The 16072-nt window shown below is 62.1% G+C and carries 15 protein-coding genes; 11 read left to right on the top strand and 4 right to left on the bottom strand.

Annotation, left to right across the window (positions count from 1 at the left end; translation table 11 throughout):
• Window positions 1-80: 80 nt before the first annotated feature.
• Window positions 81-983 (top strand): DMT family transporter, encoded by a 903-nt coding sequence (locus B4F07_RS03525; protein ID WP_293697628.1) that lies wholly within the window; start codon window positions 81-83, stop codon window positions 981-983.
• Window positions 984-1103: 120 nt separating this feature from the next.
• On the opposite strand, the gene B4F07_RS03530 is transcribed toward B4F07_RS03525, so the two are convergent.
• Complete coding sequence (locus B4F07_RS03530; protein WP_293697630.1) at window positions 1104-2063, bottom strand: L-threonylcarbamoyladenylate synthase; 960 nt, start codon at window positions 2061-2063, stop codon at window positions 1104-1106.
• 52 nt (window positions 2064-2115) lie between these two features.
• On the opposite strand from B4F07_RS03530, the gene B4F07_RS03535 reads away from it, so the two are divergent.
• From B4F07_RS03535 to B4F07_RS03580, 10 genes are all read left to right on the top strand, one after another.
• Complete coding sequence (locus B4F07_RS03535) at window positions 2116-3858, top strand: acyl-CoA dehydrogenase (protein WP_293697881.1); 1743 nt, start codon at window positions 2116-2118, stop codon at window positions 3856-3858.
• A gap of 115 nt (window positions 3859-3973) precedes the next feature.
• Window positions 3974-6265, top strand: a complete 2292-nt coding sequence (locus B4F07_RS03540; protein WP_293697632.1) for an EAL domain-containing protein — start codon at window positions 3974-3976, stop codon at window positions 6263-6265.
• A 701-nt stretch (window positions 6266-6966) separates the two neighbouring features.
• Entirely contained in the window at window positions 6967-8907 is a 1941-nt protein-coding gene (locus B4F07_RS03545) for a ribonucleoside-diphosphate reductase subunit alpha (RefSeq protein WP_293697882.1), read from the top strand.
• Window positions 8908-9028: 121 nt separating this feature from the next.
• Window positions 9029-10093, top strand: coding sequence for a ribonucleotide-diphosphate reductase subunit beta (locus B4F07_RS03550; protein WP_088442382.1), 1065 nt, complete (start codon window positions 9029-9031; stop codon window positions 10091-10093).
• Between the two features lie 92 nt (window positions 10094-10185).
• A complete protein-coding gene (locus B4F07_RS03555; protein WP_293697637.1) occupies window positions 10186-10455 on the top strand; it encodes a DUF4160 domain-containing protein in 270 nt (89 codons plus the stop codon).
• The gene (locus B4F07_RS03560; protein ID WP_293697639.1) at window positions 10448-10714 is read left to right on the top strand and encodes a DUF2442 domain-containing protein; all 267 of its coding nucleotides are present in this window, start codon (window positions 10448-10450) and stop codon (window positions 10712-10714) included. Before B4F07_RS03555 ends, B4F07_RS03560 begins: the two co-directional genes overlap by 8 nt.
• Window positions 10711-10935, top strand: coding sequence for a hypothetical protein (locus B4F07_RS03565; protein WP_088442384.1), 225 nt, complete (start codon window positions 10711-10713; stop codon window positions 10933-10935). The genes B4F07_RS03560 and B4F07_RS03565 overlap by 4 nt, the downstream gene beginning before the upstream one ends.
• A gap of 85 nt (window positions 10936-11020) precedes the next feature.
• Window positions 11021-12058, top strand: coding sequence for a DUF262 domain-containing protein (locus B4F07_RS03570; RefSeq protein ID WP_293697642.1), 1038 nt, complete (start codon window positions 11021-11023; stop codon window positions 12056-12058).
• A 771-nt stretch (window positions 12059-12829) separates the two neighbouring features.
• Complete coding sequence (locus tag B4F07_RS03575) at window positions 12830-13144, top strand: GIY-YIG nuclease family protein (protein WP_293697644.1); 315 nt, start codon at window positions 12830-12832, stop codon at window positions 13142-13144.
• A gap of 268 nt (window positions 13145-13412) precedes the next feature.
• Window positions 13413-14123: a hypothetical protein gene (locus B4F07_RS03580; RefSeq protein WP_293697646.1), complete on the top strand. Its 711-nt coding sequence runs from the start codon at window positions 13413-13415 to the stop codon at window positions 14121-14123.
• 73 nt (window positions 14124-14196) lie between these two features.
• On the opposite strand, the gene B4F07_RS03585 is transcribed toward B4F07_RS03580, so the two are convergent.
• From B4F07_RS03585 to B4F07_RS03595, 3 genes are all read right to left on the bottom strand, one after another.
• Window positions 14197-14703: a hypothetical protein gene (locus tag B4F07_RS03585; RefSeq protein ID WP_293697648.1), complete on the bottom strand. Its 507-nt coding sequence runs from the start codon at window positions 14701-14703 to the stop codon at window positions 14197-14199.
• 61 nt (window positions 14704-14764) lie between these two features.
• On the bottom strand, window positions 14765-15541 hold the full coding sequence (locus B4F07_RS03590) for a hypothetical protein (RefSeq protein WP_293697650.1): 777 nt from the start codon (window positions 15539-15541) through the stop codon (window positions 14765-14767).
• Window positions 15542-15797: 256 nt separating this feature from the next.
• Window positions 15798-16037, bottom strand: a complete 240-nt coding sequence (locus tag B4F07_RS03595; RefSeq protein ID WP_293697652.1) for a DUF2171 domain-containing protein — start codon at window positions 16035-16037, stop codon at window positions 15798-15800.
• Between the last annotated feature and the right edge of the window lie 35 nt (window positions 16038-16072).

Genomic DNA, 16072 nt, shown 5'->3' on the forward strand with positions numbered 1-16072 from the left:
TGCCACCTCCCCATGGCTTCGCCATAGGGAGGATCATATCCTTCTCCCCCAAGGGGAGGAGGCAAGGTACAGCCCCATCCATGCGTCCTGATTCGGCCTCTCCCGTCATCCCGTTCCTGATCGCGTGCGCGGGCATTGCGACCTTTTCGGCGATGGACGTGCTGATGAAGGGGCTGTCGATCGACATCGGCGCTTACAACGCCGTCTTGTGGCGCACCGGCGCCGGGACGATCCTCAGCGGCGCGATCTATTTCGCCAGCCGCCCCGCGATGCCCGATCGTGCCACGCTGCGCATCCACGCCGTCCGCTCGCTGTTCGTCGCGGGGATGGCGGTCAGCTTCTTCTGGGCGCTCGCGCGGCTGCCGATGGCCGAAGCGATCGCGATCGCCTTCATCGCCCCGCTCGCGACCCTCTATATGGCCGCAATCTTTCTGGGCGAGAGGATCGGGCCGCGCTCGATCATCGCCTCCTTGCTCGGCATCGCCGGTGTGATCGTGATCGTCGCGGGCAAGCTTGGCCAAGGCGATTATGCGCCCGAGGCCTTGTGGGCGGTCGGCGCGGTGGTCGGCTCGGCGCTGCTCTATGCCTATAACCTCATCCTTGCGCGGCGGCAGGCCAAGATGGCCGAACCGATGGAGATCGCCTTTTTCCAGAACGGCTTCGTCGCGCTGATCCTCGCGATGGCGGCGCCTTGGTTCCTCGCGGTTCCCGGCAGCGAACAGGCGATCCCGCTCGCCGGCGCCGCTTTCCTTGCAGTAACGTCGCTGCTCCTGCTCAGTTGGGCCTATGCCCGCGCCGAGGCGCAGATCCTGGCGACCACTGAATACACAGGTTTCCTCTGGGCGATGCTCTTCGGCTGGATGTTCTTCGACGAAGCGGTGACCTGGCCGACGATCGCCGGCGCAGTGCTGATCGTCGTCGGCTGCCTGATCGTGGCGCGCAAAACCCCGCAGCTCGACCCGATCGAACCGGCGGCGGCTTAGCCGCAAAACGCTTCCATATCCCCGTTCGTGTCGAGCGAAGTCGAGACACCCATCGGGGCAGCGCGAGGTCGACGGGCATCTCGACTTCGCTCGATGCGAACGGGGTTTTATCTCCCGCTGCTAAACCGCCGCCCTGCTCAATCTGTCGTGGATCGCCGCGCCCAGCCCCTTGGCAGGGATCGTCGCGACCGCGATCCGCGCTTTCGCGCTCGCCGCCCCGGCATGCAGCGCATCGAACAGGCGCGCCGCCGCTTCGGTCAGATCGCCCGCTTCGCTCAGGCTATAGTCACCCGCAAGAGCGCCAAATCCGATCCCGAACTCGTCATCCGCAAAATCGGTCGCGCGCAATCGCACCGGCTTGCCCGGCGCATAATGGCTCGCCAGCATGCCCGGCGCGACGATCTCCGAACCCTTCACCCCGGATACCGGCAAGCCGCTCGCCTTCGCCAGCATCGCCGCCGTCACCGGTCCGGGCCGCAGCACCTCGACCGCACCCCCCTTCACCCGCGCAATCGTCGATTCCACGCCCGCTGCACAGGGGCCATCGTCGATCACGAGCGCAATTCGCCCCTCAAGCGTCGCCAGCACATGGCTTGCCTTGGTCGGGCTCACGCCCCCGCTCGCATTCGCACTCGGTGCGGCTAGCGGCGCGCCCGTTGCCGTCAGCAATGCCTGCATCGCGCGATGCCCCGGCACCCGCAGCGCGATCGTGTCCAGCCCCGCGGTCGCGATGCTCGCCACCGGGCAATCGTCACGGCGCGGCACCACCAAAGTCAGCGGCCCCGGCCAGAAGCGCGCCGCCAAGGCGCGATCGACCGCATTGAACACCCCTAGCCGCTCGGCCGCCGCCAGATTGGCGACATGTACGATCAGCGGGTTGAAATCAGGCCGCCCCTTCGCCGCATAGATGCGCGCCACCGCGTCGGCGTTGCGCGCATCGGCGGCGAGGCCGTACACCGTCTCGGTCGGCACCGCGACCGGCCGGCCATCGGCGACCAGCGCCGCGGCGCGCGCTATCGCATCCGTGTTAAACGGCCATACCTCGGTCGCCATGTTCTCGTTCGTTTGACCCGTCGCCATGCCGCGCTATAGCCGCGCCGAGCATAGAATCGCCAGCAAAAGCGGGGACGAGATGACCTATACGCCGCCGACCACCGAACAACTCTTCGTTCTCGACCATATCGCGCGTATCGACGCGATGGCGGCGCACGACAAATTCGCCGCCGCGACCCCCGACATGGTCGAGGCGATCGTCAACGGTATCGGCGAATTTGCCGCCGAGGTTTACGCTCCGCTCAATCGCGTCGGCGACGTCCAGAACCCCAAGTGGGAAGACGGCAAGGTCACCATGCCCCCGGGCTTCAAGGAAGCCTATCAGGCGTTCGTCGACGCCGGTTGGGGCAGCATCGACGGACCCGAAGAATATGGAGGCCAAGGCCTGCCCTTCACCCTCGCGACCGTGATCATCGAGGCGCTCGGCACCGCCGACATGGGCTTTACCCTGTGCAACATCCTGACCCCCGGCGCGATCCACGCGCTGATGGCCTATGGCACCGAGCAGCAGCGCCAGACCTGGCTGCCGAACCTGGTGTCGGGCGCGTGGAACGGCACGATGAACCTGACCGAGCCCGCCGCGGGCAGCGACGTTGGCGCGCTGCGTTCGACCGCGGAGCTGGTCACCGAGGGTGAACATGCCGGACTCTACAAGATCAGAGGGCAAAAGATCTACATCACCTTCGGCGAGCATGACCTCACCGACAATATCGTCCACCTCGTCCTCGCGCGCACCCCCGGCGCGCCCGAGGGGACGCGCGGCATCTCGCTGTTCCTCGTCCCCAAATATCGCCTCGATGCCGAAGGCAAACCCGCCCTTTCGAACGGCGTCCGCTGCGCGTCGATCGAGCACAAGCTTGGCATTCATGGTTCGCCGACCGCGGTGATGATCTATGGCGAAGACGAGGATTGCCTCGGCGAAATCGTCGGCGCCGAAATGGGTGGGATGCGCGCGATGTTCGTGATGATGAACGCCGCGCGCCTGCTCGTCGGCTGTCAGGGCGTCCAGATCGCCGAGCGCGCGACGCAGCAGGCGCAGCGCTTCGCCGCCGAACGCGTCCAGTCGGCGCTCGCGGGCGGCACCGACCGCACCCCCGTCACCATCGACCAGCACCCCGACGTCCGCCGAATGCTGTGGCGGATGCGCGCCCAGACCGAAGCGGCACGCGCGCTGACCTATTATGCCGCGGCGCAGACCGATTTCGGCAAATTAGGCGACGAAGCCGCCGCGATGCGCGCCGAAGTGCTGATCCCGCTGGTCAAGGCGCATGCCACTGACATCGGCTGCGAAGTCGCCAGCCTCGGCATCCAGGTCCATGGCGGCATGGGCTTCATCGAGGAAACCGGCGCCGCGCAGCATTATCGCGACGCGCGCATCGCTCCGATCTACGAAGGCACCAACGGCATTCAGGCCGCTGATCTGGTCGGACGCAAGCTCGGCATGGCCGGCGGCGACCTCGTCCGCGGTTTGATCGATGACATCGCGCACGGCGCTGCGGATTTCCCCGAGCTCCAGCAGCTCGCCGACGCCTGCCGCGCGGTCACCGACTGGATGGTCGGAGCCAGCACCGGCGACCGGCTCGCGGGCAGCTATCCCTACCTGACCATGCTGGCTACCGCGACCTGCGGCTGGTTGATGGCGCTTCAGCATCGGGCGGCAAAGGCCGCGCTGGACAACGACAGCGGCGACCGCGCGTTCCTGGAGGCCAAGATCGCCTCGACCCGCTTTTACCTGGAGCAAATCGTCCCCGCCGCGACCGGCCTCGCGCCATCGGCACTGGCGGGTGACGCGGCGCTCGCCCCGCTACCGAAATTTGCCTGAAACCGGGGGATATAAGCGGCTTTTCAGCCCTTCGGGGGCAGCAAGATTTTGTTCATGATTAACGCGATGATAACCATCGGGCACTAGGCACGACCAGCAATTGCTGGAGACGTGCGTGCCCATTCCGGTCAAAAATCTGATCATCAGTTGGCGCACGATCGCTCTCGCATTGCTGCTGAGCGTGGCGGCGGGGCTTTCGTCGATCACCGAACCGGTCGACCGCATCCTTGAAAGCGCTGTGGGCCGCGTCGCGTGGCGACCCGTGTCAGGCGACACCGTTGTCGTCGGCCTTGATGACAAGACTTTGCAGGCCGTTGAAAACAAGGACTTCGACGTCTCGCATCACGCGCAACTCGTCAGCGCGGTTGGCGCGTCACCGGCCAAGCGGCTTTTTGTCGATTTTTCCTATGAGCGCCGCCTTCAAGATCGCGACTTTCCCCTGTTGGTGGATGCTGTCCGGAAAATGGGCGACCGGATCGTGCTTGCGGTGCCGGGAAGCAGCACCCAGAGAACCACCGCTGTGGTCGATTATTGGCCTGATCCCGCGTTCGGGGATCGCGCACAACAAGCCTGCATCTGCTGGGAGTATGAGTTTTGGCAAGTTTGGAAAGTGCCACTTGCGGTCACGGCAAGCGGCCGACTGCTGCCCAGTTTTGCCGCCAAGCTCGCCGATCGGCAACCCGATCGACCCGACGTTTTCGCGCTCGACCTGTCCTATGACGCGGGCACGATCAAAGAATATAGCGCGATCGACGTAATGACAGGCAAGCTCGATCCCGAGCTTTTGCGCGGAAAAGATGTTATCTTTGCGTTTACCGCCGCAGCGTCACCCGACAAACATTATTTGCCCGGTCATGACAAGCTGCCCGGTGCCTATATTCACCTGATCGCGGGAGAGGCGCTGAAGCGCGGCCAACCGACGAATATCGGCTGGCTACCGGCGCTGGCGATCACTGCGATCTTGCTGTTGGGCGCGCTGACTTGGCAGGGTGGGCGCTGGTATTCGCGCGTGGCGCTGGGCACGACCTTGCTGCTGATCGCCGCAAAGATCATTCTGGGTCTCAGCCTGGTGGCAACCCAGATCGGGGGCGCCTGCTTCCTGATCGCTGCGGTTAGCGCCAATGTATCGCGAACCCGCCGTCGCCGCTCGGCCCAGCGCGAAAATCCCGTCTCGGGCCTCCCCAACTTCGAAGCGCTGCGATCGCAGACGCCGTTTGGCAGTGCGACGGTCGTTGCCGCCAAGGTTGTCAATTTCGAAGATCTTGCCGCTTTCATCCCGGGTGACGGGATTGGAAAGCTGATCGAACAGGTTACCCGCCGCCTGCTGCTTGCGTCACAGGGTACGGCGCTTCATCACGACCTCGACGGCACGTTCGCTTGGTTGGTGCCTTATTATCAGCACAGCCAGATCGAGGGACAGCTTGCCGGGCTTGCCGCGCTGTTCAACGCGCCGCTGACGATCGGCGAGCTGCGCGTCGATGTTGCAATTGCTTTTGGGGTGAATGACGAGTTCGAGGGATCGAACGCCCAGCGTCTTGCCGCAGCGCTCGTCGCTGCAGAACGCGCGATCCGTACCCGGGCGCTGTGGACAAAATATGTCCCGCGGCAAAAGGACGATGCCGGCTGGCAACTCTCCTTCCACTCGCAGCTGGAGGACGCGCTGACCGGCGGCGACATCTGGGTCGCCTTCCAGCCGCAATATGCCATCGCGACGGGCAAGCTGGTCGGGGTCGAGGCGCTGGCGCGCTGGACGCACCCGACGCGCGGCCCGATCCCGCCCGACGAGTTCATCGTCCAGGCCGAAAAAAGCCAGGACATTTATCGCCTGACGCTGTTCGTGATGGATCAGGCGATCCGTTCGGCGGCGCAGCTGCATGAGCGCGGCCACCGGATCAATATGTCGGTCAATCTGTCGGCGACGCTGCTCGATCACAGCGATCTGGTCGGCACGATCCGCGTCATGCTCACCGCGCATCATCTGCCGCCCGAAGTCCTAACCATCGAGATCACCGAAACCGCGCAGATCGAAAACAGCCGCCAGGCGCGCCAGACCCTCGCGCAATTGCGCCGCACCGGCATCCGGCTGTCGATCGACGATTATGGCACCGGCCAGTCAAACCTCGAATATCTCACCGAAATCGAGGCCGACGAAATCAAGATCGACAAGCGGTTCGTGATGACGATGCGCGATTCGCAGCGGAACCTTGAAGTGGTGAAATCGACCATTGATCTAGCACATCGGCTGGGCGCGGTTGCGGTCGCCGAAGGCATTGAAGATGCCGAAACCATGGCCCTGTTGGGCCAGCTCGGCTGCGACGTTGGTCAGGGCTATCATCTTGGCAAGCCGCAATTATTTTCCGAACTCGCCGCAACCCTTTCGGCCCCGCCGCAAAACCGCACCGCATAACTGCCAGATTGGCTGTAATGCTATGGTTAAGACTCGATTTACCTTACCAAAGATGGTATATGCTCCGTTAACTGTTCCTCGTGGGCAGTGCCGACAGGAGATATTTTATGGGTTGGTTTTGGAGATTTCTGGGTGGCGGCGGCTCCGGCAACGGTGGCGCATCGGCCTAACCTGGATGCAAATTCAGGGAGAGGGCTCCGGCATTGCCGGGGCCCTTTCTTTTTGCCCGCGGCCCGCGCGACCGCTTGACACACGTGGTGACCGGCCAGCCTTTGGCGCCAATCGCCATTTCAGCGGCCCTGCTCTGCAATAAAAAATCCATTTAAATCGCGATTACACTCATATTTGCGCAAACCCGCGGAAAGGCTGGCGCGCGCCCCCGCGACCGGGCATCACGAGCGACGAGACGAATCAAAATATCGACGAACCGAGTCCCTAAATCGTCATTTACTGTCTTGCATCGCGGCGCCGACGTGGCACTATAGATGGTGGGTCGGCCGAGGGGGCACCCCAATAATTAGTGGTTAGCCAAAAATGGCGGTTTTCCGTCGCCCATCGCATATGGGCTCGGGAAAGTGCTTCGTGCGGCCAAAAATATGTGCCCCCGCGGATCGAATAGATGCTAGGCTGGGGCTTCGTCCCGAGTCGAACAAGACAGGAACATATGCGCCGCGGCGCATGGGCAATCGGGGACGGATATGATGGATTTTCGCGAGACAGAACGGGTGGAGACGAGCGACGTGGCGACGGTGGAATTGACGAAGAACGAAGCGCCTCCAGCGACCGAATCGGTCCCCGAAGCGGCCCCGACCGCCAAGCTTAACGACAGCAGCGAGGCGAAGGTCCACGCGCGCCGATTCGACATCGTCACCGATCGCAGCCGCGATGCGCTGCTCACCGACTTCGGCAAGGAAACGCTCGAGGACCGCTACCTCCTCCCCGGCGAATCCTACCAGGACCTCTTCGCGCGCGTCGCCTCGGCCTATGCCGACGATCAGGATCATGCGCAGCGGCTCTATGACTATATCAGCCGCCTGTGGTTCATGCCCGCCACCCCCGTGCTGTCGAACGGCGGCACCGGCCGCGGCCTGCCGATCAGCTGCTACCTCAACTCGGTCCCCGACAGCCTCGAGGGCATTGTCGAGACATGGAACGAAAATGTCTGGCTCGCCAGCCGCGGCGGCGGCATCGGCACCTATTGGGGCAGCGTCCGCGGCATCGGCGAACCCGTCGGCCTCAACGGCAAGACCAGCGGCATCATTCCCTTCGTCCGCGTCATGGACTCGCTCACCCTCGCGATTTCGCAGGGCAGCCTCCGCCGCGGTTCGGCCGCCTGCTATCTCGACATCAGCCACCCGGAGATCGAGGAGTTCCTCGAAATCCGCAAACCGTCGGGCGACTTCAACCGCAAGGCGCTCAACCTCCACCACGGCGTGCTGATCACCGACGAGTTCATGGAAGCCGTCCGCGACGGCACCGAATTCAACCTGCGCAGCCCCAAGGACCAGAGCGTCCGCGGCAGCGTCGACGCGCGCTCGCTGTTCCAGAAGCTCGTCGAAACGCGCCTCGCGACCGGCGAGCCCTACATCATCTTCATCGACCAGGTGAACCGCATGATGCCCAAGCATCACCGCGATCTCGGCCTCAAGGTCACCACCTCGAACCTGTGCAGCGAAATCACCCTGCCCACCGGCCGCGATCATCTGGGTAACGACCGTACCGCGGTCTGTTGCCTCTCGTCGCTCAACCTCGAAACCTGGGACGAGTGGAACGGCGACAAGATGTTCATCGAGGATGTCATGCGCATGCTCGACAACGTCCTGCAGGACTATATCGACCGCGCCCCGCCCGAAATGGCGCGCGCCAAATACTCGGCCAGCCGCGAACGCAGCGTCGGCCTCGGCGTGATGGGCTTCCACAGCTTCCTGCAGGCGCGCGGCCTGCCGTTCGAGGGCGCCATGGCGAAATCGTCGAACCTGCGCGTCTTCAAGCATATCCGCGCCCAGGTCGATCAGGCGTCGATGCTGCTCGCCAAGGAACGCGGCCCCTGCCCCGACGCCGCCGATCAGGGCGTCATGGAGCGCTTCAGCTGCAAGATGGCGATCGCGCCGACCGCGTCGATCAGCATCATCTGCGGCGGCACCAGCGCGTGCATCGAGCCGATCCCGGCGAACATCTACACCCACAAGACGCTCTCGGGCAGCTTCTCGATCCGCAACCCGCACCTCGAAGCGCTGCTCGTCGACAAGGCGAAGAACAGCGACAATATCTGGAACTCGATCCTCGAACGCGGCGGCAGCGTCCAGCACCTCGACTTCCTGACCCAGGACGAAAAGGACTGTTTCAAGACCAGCTTCGAGATCGACCAGCGCTGGCTGCTTGAACTGTCGGCAGACCGCACGCCCTATATCGATCAGGCGCAGTCGCTGAACCTGTTCATCCCGGCGGACGTGGAAAAGTGGGACCTGCTCATGCTCCACTACCGCGCGTGGGAACTCGGCATCAAATCGCTCTATTATCTCCGCTCTAAATCGGTGCAGCGCGCCGGCTTCGCGGGCGGGGTCGAGGCCGACAACACCGCCGAGGCGCCGGTTTATGAATTGCAGACCACCGATTATGACGAGTGTCTGGCCTGCCAGTAAATATAGCCCCTCCCTCGTCACCCCGGACTTGATCCGGGGTCCACGCGGGGGAGCGCAGCCCATCGATGGATTCCGGCTTTCGCCGGAATGACGAAAAAGATCTGACCCAAGGATACCCGCCATGCCGTTGTTAGAATCCCGCAACACCTACAAGCCCTTCGAATACCCCTGGGCGTTCGATTTCTGGAAGCGCCAGCAGCAGATCCATTGGGTGCCCGAGGAAGTGCCGCTGGGCGAGGATTGCCGCGACTGGGCGCAAAAGATCAGCGACCATGAACGCAATCTGCTCACCCAGATCTTCCGCTTCTTCACCCAGGCCGATATCGAGGTGCAGGATTGCTACCACGACAAATATGGCCGCGTGTTCAAGCCGACCGAGATCAAGATGATGCTGACCGCGTTCAGCAACATGGAGACCGTGCATATCGCGGCCTATTCGCACCTGCTCGACACCATCGGCATGCCCGAAAGCGAATATGGCATGTTCCTCGAATATGACGAGATGCGCGCCAAGCACGATTATATGCAGCAGTTCGGCGTCGACAATGACGAGGATATCGCGCGCACCCTCGCGATGTTCGGCGGCTTTACCGAAGGCTTGCAGCTCTTCGCCAGCTTCGCGATGCTGATGAACTTCCCGCGCTTCAACAAGATGAAGGGCATGGGCCAGATCGTCAGCTGGTCGATCCGCGATGAAAGCCTGCATTGCGAAGGCATCATCAAGCTGTTCCACACCTTCACCAAGGAACGCGACTGCCTGACCAAAGCGGTGAAGGAAGACATCATCGACACCTGCCAGAAAACGGTCCGGCTCGAGGATGCGTTCATCGACCTCGCGTTCGAGCAAGGCCCGGTCCCCGGCATGACGCCCAAGGAAATCAAGCGCTACATCCGCTACATCGCCGACTGGCGCCTGGGCCAGCTCGGCTTCGCGCCGATCTACATGATCGAGGAACACCCCCTCCCCTGGCTCGCCCCGCTGCTCAACGGCGTCGAGCACGCCAACTTCTTCGAAACCCGCGCGACCGAATACAGCAAGGGCGCGACGCGCGGCGAGTGGAACAATGTCTGGTCCAGCTTCGACAACCGCAAGAAAGCCAAGGCGAACGACGACACCGCCCCGGTGATCACCGCCGAAACCGACGGCGAGGATATGTTCGCCAAGGCAGGGATCGCCGCGGAGTAATCCACGCCAACCCCCTCCCGCTCGCGGTAGGGGCAGCGAAACTTGCCAGCTTGCTGGCTTAGTGTAGCGGGGTGGGCAGGAAGGACAGCAACATGCCCGTCATTTCGCTTTTCTTCGGCATCATCATCCGCATGTATCACAACGACCATGCGCCGCCGCATTTCCATGCAAGCTATCAAGGTTTCGAAGCGCTGATCCGGATCGCCGACGGCAGCCTGATGGCTGGCTCGCTGCCGAACAAGGCGCTCCGCATCGTACAGGAATGGGCTGACCGCCACCGCGACGAACTGACCGCCAATTGGCAGCGCGGCGTCGATCTGTTACCGATGGAAATGATCGCGGGAGCAGATGTGGATGATTAAGATACTGGCACTCGAAGCGGCGGGCGAGCATCGTCTGAAACTGTCCTTTTCGGACGGCAGCTTCGGCATCTGGAACGCCTATCCGCTGTTGGCCGGTCGCCCGACCGTGCTGACAACCCCCTTACTCCAGCCAAGCGAGTTTGCCCGCGCCTTTATCGAGGCCGGCGCACTGGCTTGGCCCAACGGCCTCGAACTCGCACCATGGACGCTTCACGCCGAACTGGCGGAAGCGGGCCTGTTGCACAGGAAAGCAGCATGACCGAAAAACAGAAACTGATCATCCTCAGCCAGCCGCAGCGTTCGACGCTCGAAGGCCTGTCGAACCGCCGCCCCCAACTCCCCACCGACCCGATCCGCGACGAACTCGTCACGCTGGGGCTGGTGGTGAAACAGGGCGCCAAATGGGCGCTGACCCCACAGGGCAAGAAGGTGCTGGCGGCGAGCTCGAACCGGCGCAATGCGGGCGGGTTTTCGGTTTGAAATGGCAGATGTTCTAAAGCGGCCTTGACGATATTCACCACTTACGTGAGGGCGTTAGCCCATACATTATCCCGCGGAGTAAGGCATGCTCGAACAGTTTAGGATTTCCGACTTTATCGAGTGGCACGATGCCAAGAGTCTTAAACTTAATCCTGATTTCCAGCGAGGATCAGTGTGGACGCCCGCCGCTAGAATCCTTTTGATTGATACGATTCTACGAGGATTGCCGGTACCAAAAATTTTCATCCGGTCAAAAATTGACCGGGATTCCAAACGAGCAGTTCGAGAAGTTGTCGATGGGCAACAGCGGTTACGAGCAATTATTGACTTTGCCGCTGACAAAATAACCTTGTCGAAACGCGCCAGAGAGTTTGCCGGTTTTAAATTCTCTACCCTGAGCGATGAGTTGCAAGATCATTTTCTGCAGTATCCATTAGCCGTTGATCAGCTTGTTAATGCGGATGATCGCCTAGTCTTAGATATATTTGCACGCTTAAATTCATATAATGTTAAATTAATCCCGTCTGAACTTCGACACGCCGAGTATCAAGGCGATTTCAAATGGTCTATTCACGAAGAAGCGTCGAAGTATTTTGATACTTGGGACCAGTATGATATTTTTTCTCATCGTGAAATGGTGAGAATGCTAAACGACTCACTAGTCTCTGAAATGTATGGCAATATACTCGATGGCGTCCAAGATGGTGGCGCTCCGAAAATCGAAGCTTTATACAAAAAATATGATAATAGGGATGACTTTGACAGAGAAGAAATCGAGAATAAATTTGAGACAGTTTTGGATTTTATTATAGAAGAACTCGCGCCCAGCTTGGCAGGTCGATCGATATTGCAACCGCCACATCTTCTTATGCTTTTCGCAGCAGCCGCTCACGTTCTAGTGGGCATTCCCGCTGGCAGCATTCCTGACATGCCTGAGCGTGGTGCATTACCGGAAGACTTGAATCTGGTGCGAGACAATCTCGCCAACCTGGCAGATATAATAGAATCGGTTGAAGAGCCGCAAGTGAACGCTGCCTTCTGGCGAGCCTCTAAATCTAGTACCCAGAGAATAGCGAGTAGACGCGTTAGATTTCCTGTATTTGTGGAAGCCTTGCAGGGTTAATACATGAGCTCCCTCGAGCTTGATAGAAGACGGTTTGTAAAACGGACTGAAGTTCTTCGAGCGAATTTTGAAAGCGCGCTCGAAAGAGCAAGGAACGGTGAGTACGCATCTTCATGCGCGGTCAAATTTTGTGTCATCTCTCTAGTTGACTGTTGGTCCGACTTTCACCGGTCCGTCATTCTTTCATCTGCCGTGGGTGGAGTGCGGACGGCAAGCGGCGCTCTATTACCATCAAGTCCAATTCGCTCAAAATCCGCTGCTCTCTTGGCGGCGAAGACGAACACAAAAGGCAAAATTGGAAACGAACCGCGGTGGCACGATGCGGATCAATCGATTGCCGTCGCGAAAAAGCTAAATATCGCGAATTTTTCAAATTACTCATTGGCTGTTGGCGATGCCAACTCTCCCGCCGATCAAGTACGAACGGTAAGAAATTTCTTCTGCCATGAACGAAGCGACTGTGCCGAAAAGCTGAGATCTGCAAAATGGTTTAGCAAGTCTATGGACTTATCTCCGGTCGGAGTGAGCGGAATAATTCGAAAAGATGGAAGAGTGAACTTTGGATTTTGGGTAGACGAACTACAATTGATATCTTCCCTTTGCGTGAACTAAGAAATTGCGGAGACAGGTGCAATAGCCCCCATTTGGTCACACGCCGCATGGATGCCGGATCAAGTCCGGCATGACGAGGCGCGGGGAAGCATCCGGTTTGGCTTAGACTCGTCACCCCGGACTTGATCCGGGGTCCATCGCCGCCCTAGCCTCCACCCCATGCACGCCGACTTCCAGCCCTGCGTCTATATCACCGCCAGCGCGCGGTACGGCACGCTCTACACCGGCGTCACCTCGCACCTGATCCAGCGTATCGTACAGCACCGCGACGGCAGTTTCGACGGTTTCACCAAACGCTATGGCGTCAAAATGCTCGTCTGGTTCGAACTCGCCGGGACGATGCACGCCGCGATTACGCGCGAGAAGCAGATCAAGAACTGGCAGCGCAAGTGGAAGATCGAGCTAATCGAGGCAGGCAATCCCGAATGGCGCGATCAGGCCGAGGAATTGGGGTTGCCGCCGCTGGGTGGGTGACGTCGAACCTTTACTCGGTCCCCTCGTTCGTCATGCCGGACTTGATCCGGCATCCATTCCTGCCTCGCCGCATGGATCCCGGATCAAGTCCGGGATGACGAATGTGGGGTAGCCCTTCACGTCTTCGCGCCTTTGCGCCTTTGCGTGAAATCAAAATCACCTGCATTCGACCGAACCACTCCGCCCCACACACCCCAAAATCCTATTTCGCACACCCCACCCCAAAAACCCCTTTCCTACATTATTCCCATATGCTCCAAACTGGCAGATGAGCCACATCGCCCCCATCCCTTCGCCCGACGCGGCCCCCGCCGCCGTTCCCGACTCCACCCCCGCGCTCGACGCGCACGGCCATGACCCCGCCGCTTACGACTGGGTGCCGGTGCTGAAAAAACGCCGCAAGGACGGCTGGTCGCCCGACAAGCAGCGCGCCTTTATCGAGGCGCTGGCCGACAGCGGTTCGGTCGCCACCGCGGCGCGGCAGGTCGGCATGTCCGAATCCTCCGCCTATCGCCTGCGCCGCTCGCCGGGCGCGGAGGCGTTCGACCGCGCCTGGTCGGCGGCGATCGATGCGGCGGCAAAGAAATTGCTCGACACCGCGTTCGAACGCGCGCTGGTCGGCAGCGAAGAACCCGTGTTCGACCGCGAGGGCAACCGCGTCGGCCGCCGCCTGCGCCACAGCGATCGGCTACTGATGTTCCTGATCCGCGCCTATGGCCCCGACCGCTTCCGCGAAGGCGCCGCGGCGCATGCCGCCGCCGCGACTCCGGTCGCCGAAGCGCTCGTCCACCTCCACCCCGAACCGCCCGCCGCGCCCGCGGCGCTGATGGCGCCCGACGATCTCGCGGTGGCGCTCGAGGTTGCCGATCTGTGCGACGGGGAGCTGCCGCGCTGGTATCGCGACGATGCGGACAAGGCGCTGGTGCCGCCCGCGACGCCGCCCGTGGTGGCGGCGTGGGATGAGGCTGAACTTTCCTGAACTTTGGCCCGGGCGCCGCACCGTTGGGCTGAACTTTGCTGAACTTTGGGGCCGCAGACGGACCGCACCCTGCCTAATTCAGCACCGATCCGCCCGGAAAGCCGCGCACCCCCGCGACCGCGAACATCACCCCGCCGCGCACTGCCTCGGGCGCATCTTCCAGCAGGTACAGCTTCACCAGCTCGCGCGTCACCTCGCTGTCGTCGTCGACCACCAGCCGCAGCGACGCGATGCCCAGCTCGCTCTTGGCCAGCACCACGTCGCGGATCAGCGCCAGCGGCCAGCGCTCGCCGCCACCGCGATACAGCATACTGCCATCGTGCCAGATATAGGCGCCCCGCCAGCGCCACGCGCGGTGAAAAGCGACCAGGCCGACCAGCGCCGCGGCAATCCCGGCGCTGACCAGCAGATTGCCCAGCAGCACCGCGCGCACCACCGCGGCCGCGCCGTCGTCCCACACAGGCAGCGCCTGTCGCAGCACCAGCAGCGCGGCGGCCAGCGCGCACAGCAGTTGCCCCGCCAGCAACGGCTTGGCCTTCAGCCGGGCCAACACCACCTTTCGCGATCCCACAGGCTTCATCGCCCCGCCCATAGCAGCCTTGCCGCCGGGCGCTAGCTGCCAGTCGCGATCGCACCGCCGCCTATCGGCAGCGCGGGTGGGTGCCGATGTCGCGGATGTCGTAAACGCGCCCGTCGGCGACGGTCATCTGGACGCACTGGCGGCTCGCGCGGCGGTTCCACACGCTGTACGCGGTGTTGCCCGATTTGAAGCTATCGACATTGCTGAACCCGCGGCTGCGCATCGCATCGTCGGCGCTCGACGCGCGCGCGCCGTTCAGGTCCATGAACTGGCCGACCTCGGCATAACCGCCGCCGCCATAATGATGGCCCAGGTTCGAACTGCGCTCGTTCACCCCCGCCTGATAGCCGCTCGAATAGGCGTCGGACCGGCCATAATTATGGTAGGGCGCGTTATACAGGCCGTCGCGGTACCCGCGGTCGAAATCGCCCGTCCCCTGCTGGTCATAGTCCTTGTCCTTGTGGTGCTTCTTGCTCGCCAGCGCGGCGATCAGCGCGATCCCGGCAACCGCTGCGACCGCGGCCCCCGCATTGTCGCCGCCGCCGCCCTGATTGCAATCAGACTTCGACGCATTTTCCACCGACTGGTACCGGCCGTCCCACGTCACGACATGCGCGCACTGCTTGCTGTCGCGGTTCCACCAATAACTATGCTTGCGGTCGCCATCATGGTGCGTTTCGATATGCGTATAGCCGCGCATTTCCATCTGCGTTTCGCCGCCGGCGCCGCGCGCGCCGACCAGATCCTGCAACCCCGGCACCTGTTTCGCCAGCACCGGCGTTGCCAGCATCGACGCCGCTGCCAGTACGGCGACCGACTTCATCGAAAAACGGTACATGCTCTTTCCCCTGCTGCATTGCCACATGGGGGATGGCGCGGCGCTTCTCGCCTGTCGCGCAGCCCGGACGACCCGATCGGGGGCGCCGCCCGGCGCTGGCCCGATTGCGGTGTCGCTATAGCGCGATTCGCGGGCCGAGTCTTTGGCCTTGCACAAAATCCCGCGGTGGCAGGGGCGCGCGGGTGGTCATGAAATAGCCCGCCCACTGGCGTACAGGGGCGGGCTAGTTCGAACGCCGGGTTATCGCGCGTTGGGACTATTCGGCCTCTTCGAACAGGCCGACGGCGGTCGCACCGGTTGCCGACAGGCGTATCGTGTCACCCTCCACCGCTGCGACCAGTCCGGCGGGCAGATAATGATGCTTGCCGTCGACGCTGTCGCTCTTCGCCATCTTGATCCGCTCGCCGTCGAGACGATCGACCGTCCCGACATGGACGCCGTCGGCGCCGACGATATTCATATGTTCCTTGATCGCGCTATGGTCATGCTCAGCCATCGTCATTCTCCTTGCCGCTCTGCGGGACAGCCCGC

It is taken from the genome of Sphingopyxis sp. UBA6723 (genome assembly GCF_002454115.1).
Lineage (GTDB): Bacteria > Pseudomonadota > Alphaproteobacteria > Sphingomonadales > Sphingomonadaceae > Sphingopyxis.

What these genes read in the sequence shown, in the direction of transcription:
- B4F07_RS03525 (WP_293697628.1), top strand. Translation starts at nt 81, where the DNA reads ATGCGTCCTGATTCGGCCTCTCCCGTCATCCCGTTCCTGATCGCGTGC.
- B4F07_RS03530 (WP_293697630.1), bottom strand. Translation starts at nt 2,063, where the DNA reads ATGGCGACGGGTCAAACGAACGAGAACATGGCGACCGAGGTATGGCCG.
- B4F07_RS03535 (WP_293697881.1), top strand. Translation starts at nt 2,116, where the DNA reads ATGACCTATACGCCGCCGACCACCGAACAACTCTTCGTTCTCGACCAT.
- B4F07_RS03545 (WP_293697882.1), top strand. Translation starts at nt 6,967, where the DNA reads ATGGATTTTCGCGAGACAGAACGGGTGGAGACGAGCGACGTGGCGACG.
- B4F07_RS03550 (WP_088442382.1), top strand. Translation starts at nt 9,029, where the DNA reads ATGCCGTTGTTAGAATCCCGCAACACCTACAAGCCCTTCGAATACCCC.
- B4F07_RS03555 (WP_293697637.1), top strand. Translation starts at nt 10,186, where the DNA reads ATGCCCGTCATTTCGCTTTTCTTCGGCATCATCATCCGCATGTATCAC.
- B4F07_RS03560 (WP_293697639.1), top strand. Translation starts at nt 10,448, where the DNA reads ATGATTAAGATACTGGCACTCGAAGCGGCGGGCGAGCATCGTCTGAAA.
- B4F07_RS03565 (WP_088442384.1), top strand. Translation starts at nt 10,711, where the DNA reads ATGACCGAAAAACAGAAACTGATCATCCTCAGCCAGCCGCAGCGTTCG.
- B4F07_RS03570 (WP_293697642.1), top strand. Translation starts at nt 11,021, where the DNA reads ATGCTCGAACAGTTTAGGATTTCCGACTTTATCGAGTGGCACGATGCC.
- B4F07_RS03575 (WP_293697644.1), top strand. Translation starts at nt 12,830, where the DNA reads ATGCACGCCGACTTCCAGCCCTGCGTCTATATCACCGCCAGCGCGCGG.
- B4F07_RS03580 (WP_293697646.1), top strand. Translation starts at nt 13,413, where the DNA reads ATGAGCCACATCGCCCCCATCCCTTCGCCCGACGCGGCCCCCGCCGCC.
- B4F07_RS03585 (WP_293697648.1), bottom strand. Translation starts at nt 14,703, where the DNA reads ATGAAGCCTGTGGGATCGCGAAAGGTGGTGTTGGCCCGGCTGAAGGCC.
- B4F07_RS03590 (WP_293697650.1), bottom strand. Translation starts at nt 15,541, where the DNA reads ATGTACCGTTTTTCGATGAAGTCGGTCGCCGTACTGGCAGCGGCGTCG.
- B4F07_RS03595 (WP_293697652.1), bottom strand. Translation starts at nt 16,037, where the DNA reads ATGGCTGAGCATGACCATAGCGCGATCAAGGAACATATGAATATCGTC.